This window comes from Acidiferrobacterales bacterium, from assembly GCA_028820695.1.
In the GTDB taxonomy this organism is placed as follows: domain Bacteria; phylum Pseudomonadota; class Gammaproteobacteria; order Arenicellales; family JAJDZL01; genus JAJDZL01.
On the sequence record JAPPIB010000057.1, the window covers coordinates 67,267 to 93,917 of the forward strand.

At 55.4% G+C, this 26,651-nt stretch carries 21 protein-coding genes; 18 read left to right on the forward strand and 3 right to left on the reverse strand.

Going from position 1 to position 26,651, the window contains the following annotated elements; translation table 11 throughout:
• The first annotated feature begins 106 nt into the window (after positions 1–106).
• The 4 genes from OXI60_12150 (at position 107) to OXI60_12165 (ending at position 4,335) form a co-directional block, all read left to right on the forward strand.
• The gene (locus OXI60_12150) at positions 107–898 is read left to right on the forward strand and encodes an ATP-binding cassette domain-containing protein (protein ID MDE0310563.1); all 792 of its coding nucleotides are present in this window, start codon (positions 107–109) and stop codon (positions 896–898) included.
• A gap of 167 nt (positions 899–1,065) precedes the next feature.
• Positions 1,066–2,109 carry an NAD(P)/FAD-dependent oxidoreductase gene (locus OXI60_12155; GenBank protein ID MDE0310564.1) on the forward strand — a complete coding sequence of 348 codons (1,044 nt, stop codon included), beginning with the start codon at positions 1,066–1,068 and terminating at the stop codon, positions 2,107–2,109.
• Positions 2,110–2,520: 411 nt separating this feature from the next.
• Positions 2,521–3,513, forward strand: coding sequence for a quinone oxidoreductase (locus OXI60_12160; protein ID MDE0310565.1), 993 nt, complete (start codon positions 2,521–2,523; stop codon positions 3,511–3,513).
• A gap of 156 nt (positions 3,514–3,669) precedes the next feature.
• Positions 3,670–4,335, forward strand: coding sequence for a HEPN domain-containing protein (locus tag OXI60_12165; protein ID MDE0310566.1), 666 nt, complete (start codon positions 3,670–3,672; stop codon positions 4,333–4,335).
• 86 nt (positions 4,336–4,421) lie between these two features.
• Here OXI60_12165 and OXI60_12170 read toward each other — a convergent pair whose 3' ends face one another.
• From OXI60_12170 to OXI60_12180, 3 genes are all read right to left on the reverse strand, one after another.
• A complete protein-coding gene (locus OXI60_12170) occupies positions 4,422–6,044 on the reverse strand; it encodes a 5-guanidino-2-oxopentanoate decarboxylase (GenBank protein MDE0310567.1) in 1,623 nt (540 codons plus the stop codon).
• An 83-nt stretch (positions 6,045–6,127) separates the two neighbouring features.
• Entirely contained in the window at positions 6,128–7,354 is a 1,227-nt protein-coding gene (locus tag OXI60_12175) for an MFS transporter (GenBank protein MDE0310568.1), read from the reverse strand.
• A gap of 18 nt (positions 7,355–7,372) precedes the next feature.
• Positions 7,373–8,398, reverse strand: coding sequence for a TGS domain-containing protein (locus tag OXI60_12180; protein ID MDE0310569.1), 1,026 nt, complete (start codon positions 8,396–8,398; stop codon positions 7,373–7,375).
• Positions 8,399–8,488: 90 nt separating this feature from the next.
• Here OXI60_12180 and OXI60_12185 point away from each other — a divergent pair, with 90 nt between their 5' ends.
• The 14 genes from OXI60_12185 to OXI60_12250 all read left to right on the forward strand — a co-directional run bounded on the left by OXI60_12185 (position 8,489) and on the right by OXI60_12250 (position 26,633).
• On the forward strand, positions 8,489–9,181 hold the full coding sequence (locus tag OXI60_12185) for an SDR family oxidoreductase (GenBank protein MDE0310570.1): 693 nt from the start codon (positions 8,489–8,491) through the stop codon (positions 9,179–9,181).
• Positions 9,182–9,218: 37 nt separating this feature from the next.
• A complete protein-coding gene (gene lysW, locus OXI60_12190; protein ID MDE0310571.1) occupies positions 9,219–9,383 on the forward strand; it encodes a lysine biosynthesis protein LysW in 165 nt (54 codons plus the stop codon).
• A gap of 37 nt (positions 9,384–9,420) precedes the next feature.
• A complete protein-coding gene (gene lysX / locus OXI60_12195; protein ID MDE0310572.1) occupies positions 9,421–10,254 on the forward strand; it encodes a lysine biosynthesis protein LysX in 834 nt (277 codons plus the stop codon).
• A gap of 35 nt (positions 10,255–10,289) precedes the next feature.
• The gene (argC, locus tag OXI60_12200; protein MDE0310573.1) at positions 10,290–11,294 is read left to right on the forward strand and encodes an N-acetyl-gamma-glutamyl-phosphate reductase; all 1,005 of its coding nucleotides are present in this window, start codon (positions 10,290–10,292) and stop codon (positions 11,292–11,294) included.
• A gap of 59 nt (positions 11,295–11,353) precedes the next feature.
• Entirely contained in the window at positions 11,354–11,950 is a 597-nt protein-coding gene (locus OXI60_12205) for a hypothetical protein (protein MDE0310574.1), read from the forward strand.
• A gap of 2 nt (positions 11,951–11,952) precedes the next feature.
• Positions 11,953–12,771: a hypothetical protein gene (locus OXI60_12210; GenBank protein ID MDE0310575.1), complete on the forward strand. Its 819-nt coding sequence runs from the start codon at positions 11,953–11,955 to the stop codon at positions 12,769–12,771.
• A gap of 17 nt (positions 12,772–12,788) precedes the next feature.
• A complete protein-coding gene (locus OXI60_12215; protein MDE0310576.1) occupies positions 12,789–13,949 on the forward strand; it encodes an acetylornithine/succinylornithine family transaminase in 1,161 nt (386 codons plus the stop codon).
• Positions 13,950–14,011: 62 nt separating this feature from the next.
• A complete protein-coding gene (locus OXI60_12220) occupies positions 14,012–14,791 on the forward strand; it encodes a glycerophosphodiester phosphodiesterase (GenBank protein MDE0310577.1) in 780 nt (259 codons plus the stop codon).
• A 72-nt stretch (positions 14,792–14,863) separates the two neighbouring features.
• Positions 14,864–15,829 (forward strand): NAD(P)-dependent oxidoreductase, encoded by a 966-nt coding sequence (locus tag OXI60_12225; GenBank protein ID MDE0310578.1) that lies wholly within the window; start codon positions 14,864–14,866, stop codon positions 15,827–15,829.
• A 37-nt stretch (positions 15,830–15,866) separates the two neighbouring features.
• Positions 15,867–19,316: a pyruvate carboxylase gene (pyc, locus tag OXI60_12230; protein ID MDE0310579.1), complete on the forward strand. Its 3,450-nt coding sequence runs from the start codon at positions 15,867–15,869 to the stop codon at positions 19,314–19,316.
• Positions 19,317–19,693: 377 nt separating this feature from the next.
• Positions 19,694–22,528 carry a 2-oxoglutarate dehydrogenase E1 component gene (locus tag OXI60_12235; GenBank protein MDE0310580.1) on the forward strand — a complete coding sequence of 945 codons (2,835 nt, stop codon included), beginning with the start codon at positions 19,694–19,696 and terminating at the stop codon, positions 22,526–22,528.
• The gene (gene odhB, locus OXI60_12240; protein MDE0310581.1) at positions 22,518–23,759 is read left to right on the forward strand and encodes a 2-oxoglutarate dehydrogenase complex dihydrolipoyllysine-residue succinyltransferase; all 1,242 of its coding nucleotides are present in this window, start codon (positions 22,518–22,520) and stop codon (positions 23,757–23,759) included. The genes OXI60_12235 and odhB overlap by 11 nt, the downstream gene beginning before the upstream one ends.
• A gap of 12 nt (positions 23,760–23,771) precedes the next feature.
• On the forward strand, positions 23,772–25,199 hold the full coding sequence (lpdA, locus tag OXI60_12245; protein ID MDE0310582.1) for a dihydrolipoyl dehydrogenase: 1,428 nt from the start codon (positions 23,772–23,774) through the stop codon (positions 25,197–25,199).
• A gap of 6 nt (positions 25,200–25,205) precedes the next feature.
• Complete coding sequence (locus OXI60_12250; protein MDE0310583.1) at positions 25,206–26,633, forward strand: phosphomannomutase/phosphoglucomutase; 1,428 nt, start codon at positions 25,206–25,208, stop codon at positions 26,631–26,633.
• Positions 26,634–26,651 lie beyond the last annotated feature (18 nt).

Here is a 26,651-nt window from a genome sequence, read left to right on the forward strand (position 1 = left end):
TTGACTTCAGATCTGTAAAGTTGGTGCGACACTGACTTCGCCGCCGTCTCGCCGTACAATATTCTATCGGAAATTCCTGTTTCACGAAATTCGGAGATTACACCGGGTGACTGACAATTATCTCATTGATATGCACAACGTGACGGTGTATCGAGGCAGCTCGAAGATCCTCAGTGAGTTTTCGCTGCAGCTTCCGCGCGACCGGAGCATCGCGATATTGGGCCCGAACGGGGCAGGGAAGTCTACGTTGCTGAAAGTGCTGATGCGTGAACTGTATCCGGTGCGAAATGAAGATTCATGGGTCAGGATTCTCGGCCAAGACACTTGGAATGTCTGGGAACTGAGACGGAATCTCGGGTTTATCTCACAGGACCTGCAGAATCGCTATCTGGGTTATGTGAAGGGGATCGAAGTTGTCATGTCGGGATTTCACTCAAGTGTCGGCTTATATGACCACCAGCAGATTGAGTCCTCATGGACTGAACTTGCGACCCGCATCATGAAGAATTTGGGAATCAACCATCTTCGCGCGGACGAATACTCGCGTATGTCAACCGGCGAACAGCGAAGATTTCTGCTCGCCAGGGCATTGGTAAGCGATCCGGGCACACTGGTCCTCGATGAGCCCACGAGCGGACTGGACCTGAATGCTACCTTCCAGTATTTGCGAATTATCAGATGTCTGATTGCGGACGGAAAGCAACTTGTGCTGGTCACCCATCATATCCATGAAATCCCACCGGAAGTCTCGCTTGTCGTGTTGGTGAAACATGGCCGGATTGTCGGCTTTGGCGAAAAGCAGGAACTATTGACCGATGACAAGCTGAGTGATCTTTACGAAACTTCGATGAATGTTGTATCGCAGAACGGCTATTATCAAGTTTTGCCCGGTGCCTGAGTCGCGGCTGGCGCAAACTGGGACTCTGTGCTGAAAATCACTACCGCAGTTTGCGGGTATAATCCAAAGACTGTCGAAGTGATGACCGTTCACGCCCGAAGCATCGCTGGATTCACCATGGTGCAAGAGTCGTATTACCAATTCCGAAGTCTTTGAGAGCGTTCTCGATGAAAATAAACACTGAGTCTGTAATTGTAGGAGCGGGTCCCTGTGGCCTGTTTCAGATTTTTGAGCTTGGATTGCTTGGAATCAAATGTCATATCGTCGATTCCCTGTCGATGACCGGGGGGCAGTGCTCAACACTCTATGCCGACAAGCCGATCTATGACATACCGGGCTATCCTGTGGTAGGCGGACAGGAACTGGTTGATCTGCTGGTAAAGCAGGCATCGCCGTTTGAACCCGAGTATGTGCTCGGTGAACAGGTCACAGGTGTGCTCAAGCGTGATGACGGGAGGTTTGACGTGACCACATCGTCGGGTACCGAATTTGATGCTGGAACCATCGTCATCGCAGGCGGCCTCGGTGCATTTGACGCACGTCCGTTACGTACACCGGGCGCTGCGCAGCATGCCGGTCAGAATCTCAATTATCACGTCAGTGACAAGAACAAGTACCGCGGCAAGAGAGTGGCGATTCTAGGGGGCGGCGACTCGGCGCTCGACTGGGCGCTGGAGCTTCATGGCATTGCCTCAAGCGTGGTGGTGGTTCATCGTCGACAGGAATTTCGCGCACAGCCAGCCTCCGTTGTGCAAATGAAAAAAATCGCAGATAGCGACTCAGGCAGCATGAGCTATCACATAGCCCGTATCGAAAGGATACTTGAGGACAGCGGACAGCTTTCAGGGATTCGGATCGTCACCTTCAGCGATGATCCACAGACGATCGATATTGAGTTTGACGAGCTGCTGGTTTTCTACGGTCTTTCGCCCAATCTTGGTCCGATCGCACAGTGGGGCCTGCAGCTGGACCGCAAGACAATCACTGTGGACACCGAAAACAGCCAGACCAGTGAAGCGGGCATATTCGCGATCGGTGACATTGCTTCGTATCCCGGAAAGAAGAAGTTGATTCTGTGCGGATTCCACGAAGCGGCCATGGCTGCATTCGGGGTGCAGCACTATCTGTATCCCGAAATCAAACAGCGCGTGCAGTTCACGACAACCAGTCCCATCATGCATGAGCGGCTGAAGGTGGACGGCGAGCTTTGAAGCGTGTGTGTTGCTGGACGAGCCGACCCGAGCAAGACCGGTTGCATATGCAGTTCAATGCTTCTCACCCTTGACGAAAAAACCAACCGCGCACAAAGCAAGGTTTCGCAAGCGCTCTTTGTGCCGAACGTTCGACTGAATGCATCTTTTGACGACAGTTGCCTCATTTCAGAAATTCGGGCTGGTTACTGAGTTTGGGAGCATCCCGATTGCGTTTGTCACAAGACCACCCATACCAGTCAATCCACAGATGGAAACATTGTGTGCCAATCTCAATTGGCTCCTATTGTGAATCTGGCACGGCAAGCCGATGTGGTGGGGGCTTTGCATGTCATTTCCAATGAAACGCGACTTCTTGCACAATAAAATGCTTCCAATGTCGTTCAGCCTGAACTTACGGATTCTCAAACCATGAGCGGGTATGCTCAAGTCCTTCATGCCCTGGGCCCTGCGGAAAACATGCGGTGGGAACATTGGCCGATTTCAGCGCCAGCCTGTGACGAGGTTCGTCTGCGCCATACGGTCATCGGCTTCAATTTTGCTGATACCTATCATCGCGGCGCAATTCCACACCCCTGGCCTGTTCCACCGTGTCCGGTGGTCATCGGTTTCGAGGCTGTCGGAGTCGTGGAAGACATCGGTAGTGAAGTGACAGGATTCAAGATCGGCGACCGGGTGGCTTACGCGGTGCCCCCGCTTGGCAGTTATTCAGAGGTTCGAAATTATCCCATCCGGCATCTTGTCCGCGTTCCCGATGGACTTGAGGATAAACAGGTTGCTGCTTTGCTGCTCAAGGGCATGACAGCATACTACCTGTTGCATCAGACTTACAGCGTCCAGCCCGGTGACACGATTTTAGTCCACGCGGCCGCTGGGGCAATGGGTCAGATCCTGTGTCAATGGGGAAAGACGCTTGGAGCGACTGTCGTCGGAACGGTCAGTACCGAGAACAAAGCGCAAGCCGCGTACGAAGCTGGCTGTGATCATCCGGTTGTCCGTTCCGAGGAGAGCTTTGTCGACAAGGTGTGGCAGGTATCCGGGGGAGAAGGCGCGGCGGTCGTGTATGAGTCGATCGGCAAGGACACGCTGCAGCAGTCACTGGACAGTCTGCGTCCTATGGGAATGTGTGCGGCCTATGGTCATGTATCCGGACCTCCGGACCCGGTCGACATCATTCACGATCTGGGCCGTCGGGGGTCGTTGTTCATCACTCGTCCGGCAATCATGCACTATGTTGACCGGAGAAAGGATCTCGATGTCGCAGCCAAGACCCTGTTCGAAGCGATTGGCGACGGCGTAGTCAAGGCGAATGTCAACTACGAATATGCGCTCAAGGACGCGGCTGAGGCGCATCGGGCCGTCGAGAGCGGAACGACTGTCGGAGCGACCGTTCTGATTCCCTGAATTCCCCGACATTCGTCGGGTGTCGCCCCAGGTCCCTCATCCAGGGTACCGATAACAGTGCTGGCGCGCTGTAACGCCGCTGGAATGAAAAACTGATTCACGTATATGGTAAATTGACGTTATTGAATCAATTTTCCTGTACACAAGACCAGTCCAGTGAATAACCCGCTCAACAGCAATGAGCTGTACAGAAGGCGAAGTGAATCTGAAGCGAACTTATCCGAATACCTGAATCTTCGGATCCATCGCTCCCTGAGTTGGCTGGAGCGTGCCGAGAAACAGACCGACGATGATTCCGCGTTCATATTCTACTGGCTGGCGTTCAACTCGCTGTATGCTCGAGAGCGTCTCGATCATGATGAACTGATCGAAACCGAAAGAGATGTCCTGGGGCAATACTTCGACAAGATTGTAATGATCGACAAGGATCACGTGATTTATGATGAGTTCTGGCAACGATTCCCGGATCCGATTCGCAATCTGCTGGCGAACAAGTTCGTCTATCAGCCTTTCTGGAACCATTTCAACAATATTCCCGGCAATGATGACTGGGAGAACAGATTTGACAAGTCAAAGATGATGAGCCTGGCTGCGCTGAAGCACGAAGACACCGGAAAGATGCTCAAATTGATATTCGATCGTCTATACGTCTTGAGAAATCAGGTGTTTCACGGTGCTGCGACCTGGCACAGCAGCGTCAATCGCGAACAAATTCGGGACTCATTGAATATTCTTGCGTTTTTGGTCCCGATTCTGATTGATCTGATGATGAAGAATCCTGAGGAATCTTGGGGCCGGCCTTATTATCTGGTAGTCAAATAGGGTGCGCGCCCATGAATTTCCCATTCGGGTTTTCCGGCTCAGCCCGCGTCGGCTGAAGACATCAATTCTTTGGATGCCGACAGCCCTCAGTCGATGACTTCCGGCCGCACTTCGACCAAAGTCGGTCGATTCGACCTGAATCCCTCTTGCATGATCTGAGGCAGATCACGCAATCGCTCCAGCCGCAGTGCGCTGCAGCCAAACCCTTGCGCGACCGAGATGAAGTCGGGCATCTTGAGGTCAACACCGATCAGTGGAATTTCCGACTGTCTGAAATTGTCTCGAATTTCTCCATAACCCTCGTTGTTCCACAATAACACGACGATCGGCAACTGATGTTCGACTGCGGTGGCGAGTTCCTGAATCGAGAACATGAGCCCACCGTCGCCCGCGACGCATACGATGGGACTGTCAGGCCGTCCTATCTTTGCGCCGATCGCCGCAGGCAGCGCATATCCAAGAGTTCCGTAACCGGTCGTGGATGTCAGATAGGTACGAGGCAGTCTGGCTCGATAACAGTAGTTTCCGCTGTAGACCAGTTGCGTCGAGTCAGCGGTGACGATGCCATCATCCGGCAGTGCGCTTCGAATGGCATCCCAGACCTCAAGATGCAACGGTGTATTTTCATACCAATGAGGTCGTGTGCGCTGCAAAAGATCCTGAACAAGTTGCGCCTTCTCATCCCGGACTCGTTGCGAACCGTCGCCGGCCAAAGGGAGGAGTTGTTCGGCCAGCTGTCCCAATGCGTGTCGGGCATCGCCGACAATGCCCAGTTCAGGCATGGCGTTGCGGTAGAGTTGTCCGCGGTCGAGATCAATTCGGATCAGGCTCCCGTCAAATCTGATGTCGCCGCCGCGACTCCAGATGTCGGTTTCCGACAAGTGCGTTCCGACGGCAAGCACAACATCCGACTGCTGAAGAAAATCAAGAACCGGCGGGTGCAGGAGGTTGGCGCCCAGACTCAGCGGATGGTCTTCGGAAATCACCCCTTTGGCTGAAAATGTCGTGACAACCGGTGAATTCAGAAGTTTGACGAGTCGTTCGGCTTCAACCGATGCGTTGATCGCCCCACCTCCCAAAATGACCGCTGGATTGGCCGCCTCGCTTAAGAGTGCCGCGGCCTGTTCGAGAACCTGCCCCGGTGCGTTGGGTGCGATCAGTCTGGAAGCCGCAGATGGTTGCCAGCTGACCGGCTGCCCGATCAGGTCAATCGGTATCTCAATGTGCACCGGCCGCGGTCGAGATGTGTCGTACACCGAATAGGCCCGAGCGATCAGTTCGGGCAGGGAATCGACATCGAGCACCGTATGGCTGAATTCGGTGAAGTGTTCAGTGAGAGCCTGCTGTCCCGGAACCTCATGCAGATCGCCTTGGCCCATGCCAAGACTGGCTGTCCTGTTGACACTTGAGATCACCAGCATTGGTACCGAGTCGGAATAAGCCTGTGCGATGGCTGTTGCCGCGTTGGTCACGCCCGGGCCGGTGATCAGGCAGCAGACACCAACCCTGCCCGTGGCACGGGCGTAGCCGTCGGCCATGAATCCAGCGGACTGCTCGTGTCGAGGCGTGATATGTTGAATTCCAGCCTCGCTGATACCGCGATAAAGTTCAAGCGTATGCACGCCGGGAATTCCGAATACAACGTCCGTGCCATACTTTCGCACCAGCCGCATCAGTGCTGTGCCGCATGTCAGAGATTGATCAGCCATGACAGAAATGGTCCTGTGATGCGGGTCTTGCGACCGAGATTGCAGTGTCTGTTGTGACGATTGATCTGCGCATGGGTCGCGCGTCACTTGCGTTGGGAGGCTACAGCTGTCCCGTGTCTGCGCAAGGCAGCGGGGGTGACGACGGTAGCGATGGACAGCAGGGCGATCACGCCCGCACCCCAGAATATAGAATAAGGATCACCGAGATCGAGCAGGAATCCGAACAGGGGCGGCCCGATAATTCCGCCGGCGTTGAAGCCTGTTGTCACCGTCCCGAACACCTTGCCCATATCCTTTGCAGGGGCCAGTTGCGAGATGATCACGTCCCGGGACGGCGCAATGAAACCGTAGAACAGCCCCGCGATCACCATCGGTATGGTCAGCGCCCACAAAGGCATCGGCACAAATGTTATGAAGAACATGCAGGCGGCGACGCCAATGAAACAATGGGTGACAACAAGGTCGTGCCGAACCCAGCGATGTGCGAAAAATCCGGCCGATAGGATGCCGATCGCATCGGCCAGCAGAAACAGCCAGATCACAACTCCGGCGTGTGCCAGCGGGGATGCATAGATTTCTGTGAATGCGGACACTGAGAAGTCATACAGCCCCGTACTGCTCATTGCATAACCCAGGAAAAACAGCCATCCAAGCAGGATCGAAGGGCTGAGCAGGAGACGAATGCTGCTTTTGCGATTGTCAGTGACGGGCTGTGAATCGGTGATCGAGGGGATATCAACACTGCGAAACCCGATAAACAGGCACAGCACAAGCACCAATCCAAGGACGCCGCACAGCATCAGGGCGTGGTTCCACTCAACCCCCAGGGTGATCAGTACGATCACAACCGGTGCTGAGGCGCTGCCCATCTGACCGCAGAAGGTATGGATCGAGAAGGCCTTTCCCAAGCTTGACTTGTTGACCGAGCGAGTCAGGATTGAGTAATCGCATGGGTGATAGACAGCATTGGCAATCCCCGCAATCCCCATCAGGATCAGATATGCAAAATAGGTATGGAATACTCCGAACAGGACCAGGACGAACGACTCCACAGCAACGCCGGCGATCAAGATCAGCCGGGCTCCATAGCGATCGACAATGAATCCGATCGGAGTCTGGCAAATCAAGGTTGCGCCACTGAACACCGCGTAGCCGATTCCCAGTTCCGTGTAACCGATTCCATACACATCGTAAAGAATCGGAAACATCAGCGGCAGCACGAGAAAATAGAAATGCGAGAAGAAATGCGCGGCTCCGACAACGCCGACGATCTTTCGTTCGCGCGCGTCCATGTTGCGTTTTGCGTTCATGCGAACCCCGCTTCCTGTCTACTTGACGTGGAGCTCGACAATATCGAGATCGTGAAGAATGTGGTCGGGTCCGACCTGCTGCCCGTCGAACACATGCGCCCCCCAGACTTTCGCAAATCGAAACGACTGAGCGAATTCCTTGTGAACCTGCCGCGCGACATCGGCCACCGTACCGCCAGAGATCAGTGTGAACGGTCGCTCGGTATCTGCAGGTTTGCCCGGAACCTTGGTATAAACCCTGACAATCTTCATTTTCTCAAACAGCATGCGCGACAGCGCGTCGAGATTTCTCCCGGTCAGTGCGGATATCGCAATCGATGGAAAGCCGTGACTCACAAGTTCGTTGAGTGCGTCGAGTTCTTCCGAACTGTCCGCCAGATCGATTTTGTTGGCAACCAGTATGGTTGGGAGCTCGATACGGAATGGATCGTCAAAGTCATCGTCCTGTTGCGGAACATCATCCTGCGCGTCCTCGAACCTGTCATTGAGGCAGATTTTTTTGCTGTTCAGCTGTGTGATGACATGCTGAATGTGATCGATACACTCCGGGTTGGTGATATCGATGATCAACAAAGCCGCGTCCGCTGGCTGGAGTGAATTGACAATCCATGGTTCGAAGAAGTCTTCGGAAATCGGCGGCAGGTCGATCAGTTGAATATAGATGTCCTCATACGGCATCATGCCCGGCAGCGGCAACTGTGTGGTAAATGGGTACGGTCCCACTTCCGATCTTGCGCCCGTCATAACATGGTGCAGCTGGGATTTTCCCGAATTCGGCGGCCCCAAAAGAGCAATTTGCGCTGCACCTTCCGGTCTTACCGAATACGATGGCCCGGTTCGGGCACCGCTTTTCCTAGGCGCGGCCAGCTCGTCGGTGAGCTGCTTGATCCGGGTCTTGATGTCACGCTGCAGGTGTTCGGTGCCCTTGTGCTTCGGGATGGTCCGAAGCATCTCCTTGAGACACTGCAGCCGGTCAGTCGGCTCGCGCGCATCGCGGAATGCCTGTTCGGCCTTCTTATACTCGGCTGTTACGTTCGTCGGCATGGAATGATTTCAAGGTGCCTGTCTGTATACTTCTATAATACTCTGCCATCATGGTTTTCCGACCAATTGCCGCAGATTGCATTATCTCAAATGGCTGACAAGGTATTTCTGATTACCGGTGCTTCCAGTGGAATCGGCGCAGCGACAGCCCGAGCGGCGTCACGGCGCGGATTTCGAGTTGTCCTCGCTGCGCGCAGACGGCAAAAGCTCGATCAGCTGGCTGAGGAACTCGGTGGATCGGAACGTGCCCTTGCGGTGCAGTGTGACGTTACCCAATGGAATGAACAGCAGGAAATGATCGGTTGCACACTCGACCGGTTCGGACAGATTGATGTCATTTTGGCGAACGCAGGCATCTACCGGTCCGGCGGCGGGTTTGTGGAAGGCAACCCGGATCATTGGAAGGAAATGATCCTGACGAACGTCTACGGTGCCGGATTGACGCTGAGAGCCGGACTGGTGGCGCTGAAACGGACCAAAGGTCACATCCTGTTGCTCGGCTCCGCCGCCGGCCGCCGGCCCATTGCAGGATCAATGTACGGCGCGACCAAGTGGGCGGTGACCGCAATGGGTCAGAATCTGAGAGAGGAGCTTCGCGGGACTGGCATCCGGGTCACGCTTGTGGAACCCGGTGTGACCAATACGGAACTTTTTTCCCAGGCCAGGCCGAATGCCATGGAAGTCGAGGATGTCGCCAACGCAATTCTGTTCGCAGTCGAGCAGCATCCCCGGGTGGACATGCATGAGATACTGATGTATCCCACACCCGAACAGGAATCGTAGCGGGCCTGAAATACCGGGGTTTACAGGGAGAGACAATATGGCGGAATGTCCCGTTTGCGCGCTGGCAATTGAGTTCGAGCAGGATACGATCACGGGCGAGCTCATCGAGTGTGATGACTGCGGTGCCGAGCTGGAAGTGGTCAGCATTGATCCGGATGCAGTGGCCGAGGCGCCGGAGACGGATGAGGATTGGGGTCAGTGAGCGTCATCCAATCGATTTTGGCTGAAGAAAAGTTCACGTGAAAGTCGGTTTTCTGCACTCGCTGATCCGGGTTGAGGAAAAACTGTTGCTCGCGGAGCTTCGCCGACAGTCCGCTGATGTGGAGATGCTCGATGACCGCAATCTGATTTTTGACCTGGAACGCTACCCGCGACCTGATGTCGTGCTGGAGCGGTGTATCAATCACTCGCGCGCGGTCTACAGCCTTAAGTTGCTTGAGAATGCCGGTATTCACTGCATCAACAGTTCGTCGGTTGCAGCCATCTGCGGCGACAAGATCGACACCTCAATACAGCTGGACCGGGCCGGTGTGCCGCAGCCCCGGATGTGTGTGGCCTATTCGACGCAATCCGCGCTCGATGCCATCGAGCAGATCGGTTACCCGGCAATACTCAAGCCGGTCGTCGGCTCGTGGGGCCGACTGCTCTCGAAAGTCAATGATCGCGAGGCGGCTGAAGCCATCGTCGAACACAAGGAGCGACTTGGCAGCTATCAGCATTCAATCTTCTATATTCAGGAATATATCGATAAGAATGGACGCGACATCCGCTCCTTCGTTGTGGGTGATGATTGCATTGCCGCCATCTACAGGGAGTCCGGACACTGGATTACAAACACGGCTCGCGGTGCGGTTGCATCAAACTGCCCGGTGACCGATGAGATCGCAAGCGTGTCCGCGGCGGCCGCGCGTGCGGTCGGTGGTGGTATCCTCGCAGTCGACCTGCTGGAGTCGGAACGCGGACTGCTCGTCAACGAAGTCAATTACACAATGGAGTTTCGCAATAGTATCGAGCCGACCGGTGTGAATATTCCCGAGAAGATTGTCGAATATGTCATCTCCAGGAGCGGATAGTCCAAGACCATGATTCGCGCATCTGTCGTAGGCGGATCTCTGGCTACACAGGCGGCGAGCTGATCCGCCTGCTGTCGGGACATGAGCACGTCGAGATCAGCCAGGTGGCATCCGCCAGTCGGGCCGGCCGGCCCGTGTATTCGGTCAATCCCAACCTGCGAAAATCCTCAGCCGTCAAGTTTTGCTCACCCGCAGAACTCACGCAGTGTGATGTACTGTTTTCATGCCTGCCACATGGTCAGACGATGAATCGAATTGACGACCTCAGGCGCCTTGCACCGAAAGTCATTGATCTTGGGGGCGATTTCCGGTTTGCGGACGCGGTCGATTTCGAACGCTGGTACGGCAATCCACATGCCCGACCGGATATGCTCGGACTTTTCTGTTACGGCATCGCGGAGCTTCACCGGGAACGGATCGCCAACTCGGATCTCGTCGCCTGTGCCGGCTGCAATGCGACGGCGCTGATTCTCGGTGTATTGCCGGTTGTGCGATCTTTTGATGTCCGGTCCATCGTCGCAGAAGCGAAAGTCGGGTCCAGCGAGGGCGGGAGTCAGTCGGGCGACGGCAGTCATCACCCGCTGCGACGCGGCGCAGTCCGATCCTACCGACCGGTGGGACATCGGCATACCGGTGAGATGATCCAGGAACTTGGGCTGGACCGGATCAGCTTTTCCGCCACCTCGATCGAGATGGTCAGAGGAGTTGCGGTTACCGCACATCTTTTTCTCGAAGGTCCCATCCCATCGGACAAAGAGCTCTGGAAAGCCTACCGCGGTCAATATGCGCATGAGCCGTTCGTGAGGATCGTCAGGGACCGCAGCGGGCTGCATCGTCTGCCGGAGCCGAAGCACCTTGCCGGCACCAATTATTGCGATGTGGGATTCGAATCGGATCCGCAAGGCGGCCGGGTCGTCGTCATCAGCGCACTGGACAACCTGATGAAAGGTGCCGCAGGACAGGCGGTACAGAATATGAACATCATGTTTGGATTGCCCGAATCATCCGGACTTGAGTTCACAGGCCTGTTTCCGGTCTAGCTGTCGGTACGGTCGCAGTGTGTCGCCTGCTTTATCTGCATGCCGGACATCCGGTCAGCATGAAGAGCCATCTGGAACGTTTTGCCCTGACGGCCAGGAACAGTCCGGAATACCAGGGACATGGATGGGGATGCGCGTGGCTGAATAAGGACCGGTGGGACTTCCATCACAGTCTCAAACCAATCTGGGAGGACGACTTTGAACAATTCATCGATTGCCGGTATTTTGTGGCCCACGCGCGAAGTGCCTACCGGAACGAGGGCATTGAGATCGCGAACAATATGCCGTTTACTGATGGTCATCGGGTGTTCATTTTCAACGGCGAGTTGCGCGGTGTGCGAATCAGGGAGGACGGTCGGATTGGCGCCGAGAAGGTTTTCAATTTTGTACGGCGTCACGACAGTGGTGACACTCTGTACGCAATCCGCGAGGCCGTCCGTCTGCTCAACAGCAAGACGAGATATGTCAGGGCCATGAATTTCATCATCGCGGATCGGGAAAATGGCTGGCTGAACAGTGAATACAATGAGTATTCCGAATATTTCCAGATGCACGAGCTGCTGCAGGAAGACCTGCACATCATCAGTTCGGCGCCCTATGCGGGTGAGTCCGGCTGGACGGCAATTGACAATCACATCGTGCGGCGGATCCTGTAAGCATGGCTGCACCCGCATCCGCTCTCAATCCCACCATCATCAAGGTTGGCGGCGGCTCGGCCATCAACCTTGAGGGGTTGGTCCGCGATCTGGCCGGGCAGACGGAACCGTTGATCATCGTGCTCGGTGCCAACGCATTGCGGGATGAGCTGGCCGGGAAACTCGGGACTCCGACCCAAGTGCTCCACTCGGTGTCCGGATACGATAGTGTTTATTCTGATCGAAACGCGATCGATGTGATCATGATGTCCTATTCAGGGCTTGCACGAAACCGGTTTGTTGAGACCTGTCAACGATACGGTGTCAATGCGTTTGGGATCAGCGGACTCGACGGACGCGTCATCGAAGGCGATCGCAACCGCGCAATCCGGGTGCGCGAAAACGGCAAGACTCTGATCAAGCGCGACCTGTCAGGCAAACCGCGGCAGGTCGACAGTGAGTTGTTGAGGCTGCTGATTGGCCGCGGTCTGGTGCCGGTGCTGAGCATTCCGATCTCAGACGCGGACGGCACGGCGCTGAATGCGGACAATGACAATATCATCACGGTATTGCATCGAGATCTGCGATCAAAAAGGATTTTTCAGTTCATTGAGGCGCCGGGGTTGCTTGCCGACCCGACGGACCCGTCCACACTGATCCATAATGTCGATGCATCACGGATTCAGGAATACGAGGCGGCGGCGACAGGTAGAATGAGAAGAAAACTGCTTGCCATCCGGCAACTGTTCGAGCAGGGGCCGACGCAAGTCGTCATTGCGGATGGACGCTCTGAAACCCCTTATCTGGACGCCATTGAAGGAAAGGGTACGATGATTCAGTGAACGGGAGCAATATACAGATGACTATCGCTGAGCTTGAAACCTCGCTTGGAACCGGATCATACGCAAGCCGGGAGATTGCCTTGGTCAGGGGGTCCGGCGCGATGGTGTGGGATGACACCGGTAAACAGTACATCGACTGTACGTGCGGCGTCGGCGTCGCGAATATCGGTCACTGCCACCCCGAACTGGTTGCTGCGATCCAAGAGCAGGTCGGAACCATTGTCACTGTAGCCAGTGCATTTGCCAATGACGTCAGGGTGCGTTGCATGGAAAAACTCATCTCGATCGCGCCGGCTGGCCTGGATCGTGTCTTTTTGTGCAATTCAGGCACAGAGAGCGTGGAAGCGGCGATCAAGTTTGCCCGTCAGTCAACCGGCCGGACCAAAGTGGTCAGCGCGCTGCGAGGCTTTCATGGCCGAAGTCTTGGTGCATTGAGTGCGACACACAGGAAGGAGTATCAGGAGCCGTTCGCACCGCTGGTGCCCGGATTTGTCGCAGTGCCATTCAATCGTCGCCAAGCGATGGAACAGGCGGTGGATTCCGATACCGCAGCGGTTATTCTGGAACTGGTTCAGGGTGAGGGTGGCGTACGACCGGCAGCTGCGGAGTATGTCAGTGCAGTCCAGCGGATCTGTCACGATTCGGGTGCCTTATTGGTGATTGATGAGATCCAGACGGGTTTTTGCCGAACCGGAAAGATGTTCGCATGCGAGCATTTCGAACTTGAACCGGACATACTGTGCCTCGCCAAGGCGATTGCAGGGGGTCTGCCGATGGGGGCGGTACTGGTCAATCAGAAGATCCGGACCGTAGCCGGCACCCATGGCAGCACGTTCGGCGGCAATCCGCTCGCAAGCGCTGCCTGCCTGGCCGCCATTGAAGTCATGGAAAGGGAATCGCTCGCACCGCGCGCCGAGCAGCTCGGCGACGATTTTGTGAGCCGGCTCAGGGAGCAGGAGCTGTCGCAGATCCGCCAGATCCGCCACCAAGGCCTGATGATCGGTATCGAATTGCGACAGAAGGTCACCCCGATACTGATGGAATTGCAAAAAAATGGGATTCTTGCATTGCCTGCAGGCTCGACCGTACTGCGACTGCTTCCGCCGCTTGTGATCACACAGGCGCAGTTGGGCCACTTGCTCGATGCAGTGGTTTCGGTCCTTGGCGCACAGGACTGAGGACCCGCAAAAATCAAACCAGCAAAATTCGGTGATGGGATATGGAGGATTTGAGGAAAAAGTTGACGTCAGCCGCCGAAAAGGCAGCGGATGTCGTTTACCGCCACATACCCCGACTGGGCGCTTCGGAAGTTGAATGGGGTACCTGCAAGCTTGTCGCCCACCGCGGCTGTCATGACGGCGGGCAGACCACCCACGAAAACACACTGGCGGCCTTTGAGACGGCCTGTCAGGCCGGTGTCTGGGGAGTCGAGCTTGATGTCCGGTGGACACGGGACCAGATTCCGGTCGTGATTCATGATTCTGATACAGCGCGGCTTCCCGGTTCGGCCTCGCTCGAGATCAGCAGTACAGAATTCGATCAGTTGCGAGACAACTGTCCGCTGGTTCCAAGACTTGATGAGGTCGTCGCCGAATTCGGCGGCAGGATCCACCTGATGATCGAACTGAAAAATGAGGCCGCTGGCACTGAGGTCCAAAAGTCACTGGTTGACTGCCTGGACCGATTGGAACCGATCGGGGATTTCCATATCATGTCATTGGACGCGGCCCGACTCAAGGCGATGGATGGTGTTCCGGTCGAGGCGAAACTGCTGGTCGCGATCACCAATACCAAACAGATGCTGCGCGAGACCCTGAGTGGGGGAATCGGCGGTCTGACCGGACATTTCCTGTTGCTGAATGGCGCAATGCGCAAGCAGCTCAATGCAAGCGGCATCCCGTGGGGGACTGGATTTGTAAACTCCACAAATCTGCTTGCGCGCGAGATCCGGTCCGGAGCCAGCTGGGTGTTTTCGGATGCCGCACAGCAAATTACCGCGCGGCTGGACCGTCCGGCATGAGTATCATACTGTACACGTCATCGGGAAATCCGATCGGCTCCGGACGAAATATTTTCTGACAAGGGAAGGGATATGAAAATAGGATTTGTAGGTCTCGGCAATGTCGGCGGAAAGCTTGCGGGCAGTCTGCTGAGAAATGGCTTCGACCTGACTATTCGGGAATTGGACCAGGATGCTGCACAGCCGTTCCTCAACGATGGTGCTGCGTGGTCGGAGACGCCGGCCGAGTTGGCGGCTTCGGTCGACGTGGTGATCACCTGTCTTCCGAGTCCAGTTGTCTGTCGCAGTGTGATGGAGGGCCCGGCCGGGGTGCTGGCCGGATTGAGGCCGGGAAGCATATGGGCTGAGATGAGCACGACCGATCACACAGAGGTTGTCCGATTGGGACAGATGGTACGGGAAGTCGATGCTGATCCGATTGACTGTCCGGTCTCCGGCGGCTGCCACCGTGCGGCGTCCGGAAACATCTCGATTTTTGCCGGTTGTGATCGACCCGTATTCGATCGCGTCCTGGTGGTTCTCAAGACCATGGGGCGTCAGATATTGCACACCGGTCCGCTGGGCACGGCATCGGTACTGAAGGTCATGACGAACTATCTTGCGACCGCGAACCTGGTGACTCTGTGTGAGGCGCTGGTGACAGCTGACCAGGCCGGGCTGGATTTGGCCACGACGTACGAGGCCATACGCATCTCTTCAGGCAACTCGTTTGTTCATGAGACTGAAAGCCAGGTCATCCTAAACGGCAGTCGCAACATCAACTTCACCATGGACCTGGTCGTCAAGGACATCACACTGTTTCACGAGGTGGCCGAAAGGGCGGGGGTCAAGCTGGAGATCAGCCCCAAACTCATCGAGATCTTTAAGGATGGAATGGAGCGGTACGGACCTCGGGAATGGTCTCCGAACATCATCAGGCGGCTGGAGGAGCAATGCTCAACGACCGTTCATGCGCCTGGATTTCCAGCGGAAATGTCAGACGATGAGAAGGATGCGCCCGGCTTTGAGGTCACTGCATCGCGCAGCGACACTGCATAAGCGGTTGACAGACTCAGTGGAAACGAGGTATCAGGCAATGAATCTGCAAAGACCCATCAGGAAATTGCTGGTCGCGAATCGAAGCGAAATTGCAATTCGCGTTTTTCGTGCGGCTTCTGAACTCGGCATTACGACGGTTGGCGTTTTTGCCGAGCAGGATCAGTATTCACTGCATCGATTCAAGGCTGACGAAAGTTATCTTATCGGTGTCGGGATGGGACCGATTCAGGCTTACGGGTCGATCAGTGACATTCTGGACGTCGCGATAGAACGCAGGGTCGATGCGATCCATCCGGGTTATGGATTCCTGTCCGAAAAACCCGATTTTGCACAGCAATGCGAGGACAGCGGCATTCGATTCATCGGTCCGACGCCACAGATCATGCGACGTCTGGGCAACAAGGTTACCGCACGCGAGGAAGCGAGAAAGGCGAATGTGCAGATTCTGCCGGCTACCGACCCGTTACCTGAAAATCCAGACAAAATCAGACAGATTGCAGCCGCTGTCGGTTATCCACTGATGTTGAAGGCGTCCTGGGGTGGCGGCGGCCGCGGCATGCGCATGGTTGAATCTGAAGCGCAGCTGCTGGATGCTGTACGGATGGGTCGAAGCGAGGCCCAGGCTGCGTTCGGCAACCCCGAAGTCTATCTTGAGAAACTGATTCGAAACGCCCGTCATGTTGAGGTTCAGTTGCTGGGTGATACACATGGCAATATTGTCCATCTGTTCGAGCGGGATTGCTCGATCCAGCGACGCAATCAGAAGATCATTGAGCGCGCACCGGCACTGTTTCTTTCTGACGATCAGCGTGAAACCCTGTGTCAGTCCGCACTTCGCCTCGCTGAGGCGGTTGGCTACATCAGTGCCGGTACAGCTGAATTCCTGTACGATGACGATACCGGGGAGTGTTATTTCATCGAGGTCAATCCGCGGATACAGGTTGAGCATACCGTCACCGAGGAGATTACGGGAATTGACATCGTCAAGGCGCAGATCCATATTGCGCAGGGTGCCAGAATCGGCGATGTTGACAGTTCCGGCGTGCCCGAACAGCAACAGATTGCGATGAACGGGTATGCGATGCAATGTCGGGTCACGACAGAAAATCCGCAGGAGAACTTCATTCCGGACTACGGCCGGATCATGGCTTATCGAGGAGCCGCCGGCTTCGGTATCCGTCTCGATGGCGGTACGGCCTATTCCGGTGCTGTGATCACCCGATACTACGACAGTTTGCTGGAGAAGGTAACCGCTTGGGCTCCAACGCCCGAAGAGTCAGTGCGCCGGATGACCCGCGCGCTCCGGGAATTCAGGATACGCGGCATCGCGACGAATCTGGAGTTTCTGGAAAATCTGATCAGGCACCCGAAATTTGTCGAGGGTACCTATACAACACGGTTTATCGACACGACACCGGAACTGTTGCACATACCCAAGCGTCGTGACCGCGCGACCCGGTTGCTGACTTACATTGCGGACGTGACTGTCAACGGCAATCCGGAGGTCACCGACCGGCCGCGTCCTTTCATGTTTGCCGAGGCGGTACTGCCACAACAGGGCGGTCGCGCAGTCGAGGGAACCCGCCCCTTGCTTGATGAGCTCGGGCCCGAGCGGTTCTCCAAGTGGATACTGGAGCAACAAAGGACGCTGGTGACCGATACGACATTTCGCGATGCGCATCAGTCATTGCTGGCCACCCGATTTCGAAGTTATGACCTGGTGAATGTTGCTGAGTCATATTCGCGTAATCTGCATCAGCTTTTCAGTATCGAGTGCTGGGGTGGCGCCACGTTCGATGTCGCGATGAGATTTCTCAAGGAATGTCCCTGGCAGCGGCTGCATGACCTGCGCGAAGCGGTTCCGAATATCCTGTTCCAGATGCTGTTACGCGGTGCCAATGGGGTCGGCTACAAGAATTATCCGGACAATGTGGTGAGGGAGTTTGTCATGCACAGCGCAAAGTCCGGCGTCGACCTGTTTCGTGTTTTTGACTGTCTGAACTGGGTGGAGAACATGCGGGTGTCGATGGATGCGGTTCTGGAGTCGGGCAAACTGCTTGAGGGAGCGATCTGCTACAGTGGCGATATTCTCAGCCCGACGCGGACGAAGTATTCTCTCGACTATTACGTTGATCTTGCGGGACAGCTGACTGAGGCGGGAATCCATATGCTGTGCATCAAGGACATGGGAGGCTTGCTGACACCGGCCAGTACCGATGTCCTGGTGCGAAAGCTGAAACAGGAGACTGGACTGCCGATCCACTTTCATACGCACGACACCAGTGGTATCGCGGCGGCCAGTGTACTGGCGGCGGTAAACGCCGGTGCGGACATTGTTGACCTGGCAATGGACTCGCTCTCGGGCATGACGTCACAGCCGAATCTGGGTTCTGTCGTGCGTGCCCTTGCCGACGGCGACAGTGATACCGGAATCGATGCTGCGACAATCCGGTCTTTTTCGGCCTATTGGGAGGGTGTTCGCAGCAACTATGCGGCATTTGAGAGCGATGTCCGCTATGGTGCGTCAGAAGTCTATCTGCACGAGATGCCGGGCGGTCAATTTACCAATCTGAAAGAGCAGGCCCGCGCGCTGGGATTGGAGCGTCGCTGGCACGAGGTGGCCGAAGCCTATGCACAGGTCAATGACATGTTCGGTGACGTGATCAAGGTCACACCGACCTCAAAAATGGTTGGTGACATGGCGTTGTTCATGGTCAGTTCAGATCTGAGTCGGGCGGATATTGAGAATCCGGATCGGGAGGTCGCATTTCCCGAATCGGTGCAGTCATTCTTCGCCGGGGAACTGGGTCAGCCGCCTGGCGGATTTCCCGAGCAGCTGCGCAAGAAGGTGCTTGCCGGCCGCACACCGATGAATGACCGGCCTGGCGCGAGTCTGCCGCCGGCCGATCTTGAGCTTGCGCGCAGTCAGGCGGAAGACCGCGTTGCAAGGAAGATTTCCGACGAGGAGTTTCAATCCTACATGATGTATCCGGCGGTATTTGCCGATTACATGGCGCACCGGCGTCAGTTCGGTCCGGTTCATGTCCTGCCGACTCCCGTGTTCTTTTACGGAATGATACCGGAACAGCAAATCTCCGTTGAGCTGGACCCCGGCAAGACACTTGTCATCCACTGTCTCGCCATCGGGGAAACCGACGCCGAAGGACAGGTCCAGATCTTCTTTGAGCTGAACGGGCAGCCGCGCACGATCAAGGTGGCCAACCGTAAGTTCTCGCACATGCTGGAAAAACGCAGGAAAGGCGACAGCGGTAATCCTGATCATGTTGTCTCGCCCATGCCAGGCATGATCTCGTCGATCAGTGTCACCCGCGGACAATCGGTCCGGTCGGGTGACATCCTGCTCACCATTGAGGCGATGAAGATGGAAACCGCGATCAGGGCGGAGAGAGATGCGAAAGTCGGCGACTTGCTGGTCGCTGCAGGTGACAACGTCGACGCCAAGGACTTGCTGATCGAACTGGAATGAACGCAGCCGTTCGCGTTCATCCGAAAACAGCCCGTCACCGCGTCTGAATTGAGACGCATTCGATTGTCCAATGCTGAGGCCGAAGATATCGCGACCAAGCAAAACCATCGTGACAAGGTTCACCAATTGCATATAATTTGATGTATTCAGATACTTATTCCCGTAGCGGGAAAGTCAGATTTTCAAATGAATTGCAACCGCGTTGCCGAGTCGAAGAATTTAGAATTCCGGTGGTGCAGGTTGAATCTTTGTTCAGGGATTTGAAAGCATTATCGCAATGAATCGTCCTACCGCCCCCATTTCCCCTCATCGATGCGGTTCTGCATTGTCCGACTGACCCCAAAGCCCCCCAACCGCGTCACTGCCACCCGATCATCATGTCAGAAAAGCACAATCACACAAATCCCACAGGGTTATTTTCCGGCAGCGTGGAATATCTGGAAAGTCTCTACGAGGACTACCAGGCTGATACTCCGGAACTGGCTGACGACTGGAAAGGAGATTTCCAGACGCTGGAGGCGACGGTGGATCAGCAGATCGGCCCGCCCGCAGCGGGCAAGCCTTCAATGGATGGCTATGTCAGCAAGGACGATATCCGCAAGCAAGCCGCAGTCCAGCGTCTGATTCGACGCTATCAGGTCTATGGACACCTCAACGCACGCCTTGACCCGCTAGGGCTCAGTGACAGCTTTTTTACCGCCGACCTGAGCCTGGAAGTGGTCGGCCTGACCGAAAGCGACCTGAACGAGAAATTCAAATTTGACGCAGTCGAAGATTCCGCGTCGATGCCGCTATCCAAGATCCTGAAATTCTACGAGCAAACCTACTGCGGATCGATCGGTTATGAGTACATGCACATCACCGACCCAACACGGCTTGAGTGGATACAGTCCAGAGTCGAAAAATCAGACATGCGCAAAGCCATCACTGATTCTGATCGTGAGAACATCCTGAATCTGCTCACCATGGCCGAGTGCATGGAGACCTACCTTCATATGAAGTATGTCGGTCAGAAAAGATTTTCGCTTGAAGGCGGTGAGTCTCTGATCCCAATGCTGAATGAATTGGTCAATCTCTCCGGTGAGTCGGGCAGCAAGGAAGTCGTCATTGGAATGGCGCATCGCGGACGACTGAACGTTCTGGTCAACATATTGGGGAAATCTCCAGCCGAGGTATTCGGTGAGTTTGAGGGAAACCTTCCAGTCTCGGACGAATACATGACAGCACATGGAGACGTCAAATACCATCAGGGATTTTCCGCCGACATCAATACGCCTGGCGGCATTGTCCACGTTGCACTGGCATTCAACCCATCGCATCTGGAAATCATCAACCCGGTTGTTGAGGGGTCGGTCAGGGCGAGACAGCATCGCAGACGCGACAAGGACAGGATCGAGGTCACCCCGGTACTGATTCACGGCGACGCGGCACTCGCCGGTCAGGGTGTGGTGATGGAAACCCTGAACATGTCGCATACCCGTGGATTCAATATCGGCGGAACAATCCATATTGTCATCAACAATCAGATTGGATTTACCACAAGCAATCAGCTTGATGCGAGGTCGACGGTCTATTGCACCGAAATCGCAAAAATGGTGCAGGCGCCGATCTTTCATGTCAACGGTGATGACCCTGAAGCTGTGATCGCGGCGGTTCGTCACGCTCACGCCTATCGGATGAAGTTTCACACCGATGTTGTCATTGACATGGTGTGCTACCGCCGATATGGCCACAACGAAGCGGATGAACCGATGATGACACAACCGGTCATGTATGATGCGATCAAGAAAATTGAACCGGTTCGCCGCAAGTACGCAGCTGAGTTGGACGCACGGGGCGTCGTGTCCTCGGTACAGTCGCAGAAAATGATTCAGGACTATCGGGACAATCTTGACCGCGGTGAGGTTGTTGTCGGACAGATTATTGATCCGGCCAAGACAGAAAAAATGGTCGACTGGTCCAGATTTATCAGCTCGAAATGGTCGGATCCGGTCGACACGACCGTGACCTTGAAGAAAATCGCGGAGCTGACCAAGAGTGCGCTTGAGTTGCCGGAAAATTTCGTCTTGCACAACCGTGTACGGAAAATCATGGATGATCGCATGAAAATGGCCGCCGGCAAGTTGCCGATAGACTGGGGTTTTGCCGAAACGACGGCGTATGCGACGCTGATTGACGACGGAGTGCCAATCCGTCTGACCGGTGAGGACGTCGGTCGCGGTACGTTCTCGCACCGCCATGCGCTGCTGCACGATCAGAACAGCCGTGATGTCCATTGCCCCCTGAAGTCAGTCAGGAAGCAGGAGGATTGCCAGCTGTTCAATTCGCTTTTGTCGGAAGAGGCTGTGTTGGCTTTCGAATACGGATATGCGACGACGGATCCCGAAACCTTGGTCTTGTGGGAGGCGCAGTTCGGAGATTTTGTGAACGGCGCGCAGATTGTCATCGATCAGTTCATCAGCAGCGGTTTCGCGAAGTGGGCGAGATTCTGCGGGCTGGTGTTGCTGTTGCCGCATGGTTACGAGGGTCAGGGACCGGAGCATTCGTCCGCGCGGCTGGAACGGTTCTTGCAGATGTGCGCGGGCGACAACATGCAGATCTGCGTACCGACGACGCCGGCGCAGATGTTTCATCTGTTGCGACGTCAGGCGATCAGACCCTATCGGAGGCCATTGATTGTCATGTCGCCGAAAAGCCTGTTGCGGCATAAGCGATCGGTATCGGATGTGAAGGACCTTACACGGTTTGGATTCCAGAACGTGATCGACGAGGTCGATGAGAACATCGACCGCGAGAGTGTTGTCCGATTGATCTTGTGCGCAGGCAAGGTCTATTTCGATCTGTTGGAAATGCGCGAGCATCTGGGAATTCAGGATACCGCGATTGCGAGAATCGAGCAGCTTTATCCGTTTCCGACCAGTGAGTTGAATTTCCTGTTGCAGTCGTACACCAATGCAACCGACATCGTGTGGTGTCAGGAAGAGCCCAAGAACCAGGGCGCGTGGTATCAGATATGGCATCGGTTGAACGCGTGCCTGACGAAGAATCAGAATTTGACTTCGGCATCCCGGGAAGCGGCTCCGTCACCTGCTGTCGGCAATTATCGCGTTCATCTGGCACAGCAGGAACGACTGATCACAAAAGCGCTCACAGTCAATAAACCATCTGTCTCCAGTTCACAAAAGCGGGGTGTTACAGCCGATGCAAGTTGAGATCAAGACCCCCATGCTGCCGGAGTCGGTCAGCGAGGCCACATTACTGTCCTGGAAAAAGTCCCCAGGGGAGTTTGTCCAGCAGGACGAACTGCTGATTGAGATTGAGACAGAGAAGATTGTGCTTGAGGTTCCAGCGTCCACCAGTGGCGTACTGCGCGAGTCCCTGAAAGCTGAGGGTGAAACCATTTACGAGGGTGATCTGCTCTGCGTGATTGATACCGAGGCGGCAGCATCGGATTCGGCGGACCCTGAGCCCGTGGCGGCGGCACAACCGCAGGCCGATGGCGCTGACACTGCGACTGAGCCCGTTGATGACCGGCATGGCCCGGCTGTCACCAGCATTGCCGCGCAGGAGGGTATTGATCTGTCGGAGATCAAGGGTACGGGCAAAGACGGGCGGGTGACCAAAACCGATCTTCTCGATCAGGTACAGGCTCCGCCCGAACCTGCTCCGTCCGAGGTGCAGAAAGTCGACCCTCAACCTGAGCCTGCCCGGCCAGTCGCGGTTGAGACGGAAGTGACCGGCGATCGACACGAACGTCGCGAGCCGATGAGCCGCATCAGGAGAACGATTGCAGACCGGCTGATCCAGGCTCAGCATGGTGCGGCATTGCTGACTACGTTCAACGAAGTCGATCTGACTGAGGTGATCGCGCTTCGAAGCAAGTACAAGGAAGAATTCGAGAAAACGCATGGGGCAAAACTCGGTTTCATGTCCTTTTTTGTCAAGGCTTGTGTTGAGTCGCTGAAGTCGATTCCTGCAGTCAACGCGATAATCGACGGCAATGACATTGTCTATCACGATTACTGCGATGTGGGCATCGCAGTGTCTTCGCCGCGGGGTCTGGTTGTACCGATTGTCCGAAATGCCGAAAAGATGAGTTTTTCAGACGTTGAGAAACAGATACGGGATTTTGGCGAGCGGGCGAGATCGGGCACACTGAAGCTAGAGGAACTCAGCGGTGGAACGTTCACAATCACCAACGGTGGCATATTCGGATCCTTGGTGTCAACACCGATCATCAACCCACCACAGAGTGCGATTCTCGGGATGCACAAGATACAGGAGCGTCCGATCGCGGTCAACGGTGAGATCGTGATCCGCCCCATGATGTATCTCGCATTGACCTACGATCACAGGATCATTGACGGACGCGAGGCGGTGACATTCCTGGTCGGAATCAAGGATGCCCTTGAGGACCCGTCCCGGCTGTTGCTGCAGCTTTAACCGGTCGGTTCCGTGAGCGGGAAGTATGATGTTGCGGTTATCGGCGCGGGTCCCGCCGGTTACGTCGCCGCAATCCGGTGTGCCCAACTTGGCCTTCGGACCGCCTGTGTTGACCGATGGTGCGATTCCAAGGGCAAGGCGGCTTTAGGTGGAACCTGTCTGAACGTCGGGTGCATTCCATCCAAGGCATTGCTCGACTCATCGGAGAAGTTTCATCAGATCCACACGAGTTACAGCAAACACGGCATCGTTGTCGATCAGGTGTCCATGGATATCTCGACGATGATGAAGCGCAAGACTCAGATTGTCAGCAGCCTCACCCAAGGGATTGCAACGCTGCTCAAGGCCAATGGGGTGGATTCGTATCATGCCCATGGTCGACTCTCAGGACAGGGCGTCGTCGAACTGCTGGATTTCGAAAGCGGCGAGAAGTCAGACGAGATCAGGGCAGCGCATGTCATTTTAGCGAGCGGCTCGGTTCCGATCGAATTGCCCAGCATTCCTTTTCAGGATGATTTGATCGTTGACTCTGCCGGTGCGCTGGAGTTTGATCAGGTGCCTGAGCGGCTGGGAATAGTCGGAGCCGGTGTCATCGGGCTGGAACTGGGAAGTGTATGGAACCGGCTGGGTTCGAAAGTGACCATACTCGAAGCACTGCCTGACTTTCTGCCTGGGGCCGATACCGATGTTGCCAAAGATGCAGCGCGACAGTTCAGGCGTCAGAAACTTGACATTCAGTTGGGTGCGCGGGTCGAGTCAGCTGAGGCGGGTGACGATATCACAGTCCGATACACCGTCGGTGATGAACAAAAACAGATCAATGTCGACCGGTTGATCGTTTGCATTGGTCGCAAGCCCTGCACCGACAATCTCCTGACGGAGGACAGCGGTGTCAAACTCGATGAGCGGGGATTCATCCAGGTCGACGATGACTGCAGGACCGACGCGGACAACGTCTATGCTGTCGGTGACTGTGTTCGAGGTCCGATGTTGGCACACAAGGGATCCGAGGAAGGCGTCATGGTTGCCGAGCGCATCGCAACCGGTCACGGTCATATGAATTACAGGACGATTCCGTGGGCGATCTATACGGCACCTGAAATTGCCTGGGTCGGTAAAACCGAAAGCGAAGCGACCGATGCGGGATTGCAGTGCAGCAGCGGCAAATTTCCTTTTGCTGCCACCGGCCGTGCAAAGGCGATGGAGGAAACGGCGGGATTCGTCAAGATTGTTGCGGACTCCCGAACGGACGAGATACTCGGTGTCCATATCATCGGCCCGCATGCGTCGGAGTTGATTGCCGAGGCGGTGGTCGCGATGGAGTACCGCGCGAGTTCCGAAGATCTGGCAAGGACCATACACGCCCATCCCACCTTGTCTGAAGCGATGCATGAAGCGGCACTGGCGGTTGGTGGCCGGGCCATACATTCCGTCAGATGAAGCCTGATGCCAGCATCCGCGTCCGAGACGACTGCTGCGTCAATCGCTGACGAAATCTTCAAGATGTACGATATCCGGGGGGTTGCCCACGAAACCCTGCGGAGCCAGGATATGTACGCGATCGGCCGCGCGTTCGGATCGGTTTCGCTACTGAACGGAACCCAACAGATTGTCATTGCCTGCGACAGCCGAGAATCCAGCCCGCAGTTCAAGAGTTCCATCATCGATGGTGTGAGATCAACCGGATGTGATGTGATCGACATCGGGACGGTGGCAACGCCTGTGCTTTACTTTGCAACCTGTCTGTTCAAGACGGGAACCGGTCTGATGGTGACCGCAAGTCATAACCCGCCTGAGTATAACGGTGTAAAGATGGTACTCAATGGCCGGAGTCTGCACGGTGACGAAATCCAGAATCTCAAGCAACGGATCGGCAACAGCGATTTTGCTGCCGGTCACGGGGGGCTTTCTACCGAGCGTGTTTTTGACCAATACTGCGCTCGGATCGGATCTGATGTTCGACTGAATCGTCCGTTACGGATTGTTGTCGACTGTGCGAACGGTATCGGCGGCGCGTTCGCGCCACGGGTATTGCGGCAGATCGGTTGCGATGTGATTGAACTTTTCTGTGATGTCGACAGTACTTTTCCAAACCATCCGGCGGATCCAACTGTTGCCGAGAATCTGACTGATCTCATCGACAAGGTTCAGGAAATGAAGGCGGATGCAGGACTGGCGCTTGACGCAGATGGTGATCGCATGGTTGCCATCGCACCATCCGGTGAGATCATTTGGCCGGACCGGCTGATGATTCTTTTCTCACAGCATATTCTTGGGAAAAATCCGGGTCGAAAGGTTGTGTTTGATGTCAAGTGCACGCGTTCACTGCCACTTGCGATCGAATCCTCCGGTGGGGAGGCGATCATGTGGAAAACGGGACATTCGCTGATGAAGGCCAAAATGCGCGAATGCGATGCTGTGTTTGGCGGCGAGTTGAGCGGACATTTCTTTTTCAGCGACCGCTGGCCGGGATTTGACGATGGAATTTATGCGGCTGCGAGACTGTGTGAGATTCTTGCTGAAGATGCGAGGTCACCGCAGGAAGTGTTCGCGGATCTGCCTGCGGGAATCAGCTCACCTGAAATCAGGTTGCATGAGGAAGATCCTCCGCGACTGGTTGAGCTGTTCCGGCAGCAGGTGTCATTTGACAATGCAGCGGTCAGTCATCTGGATGGAATTCGGGCGGACTTTGAGGATGGGTTCGGTCTTTTGCGGGCGTCCAATACCGCATCGGAAGTCAGTCTGCGATTTGAGGCTGATTCGAGTGAGGGGCTGGTGCGGATCGAGCGGATGTTCATGCTTGGAATCGAAGCGGTCAGGCGCTCGATTGACGGCCGGCAAAATAACTCACCAAAAAGAAGAACTGGGTTTTGAGTTCAACCAAAACTGATC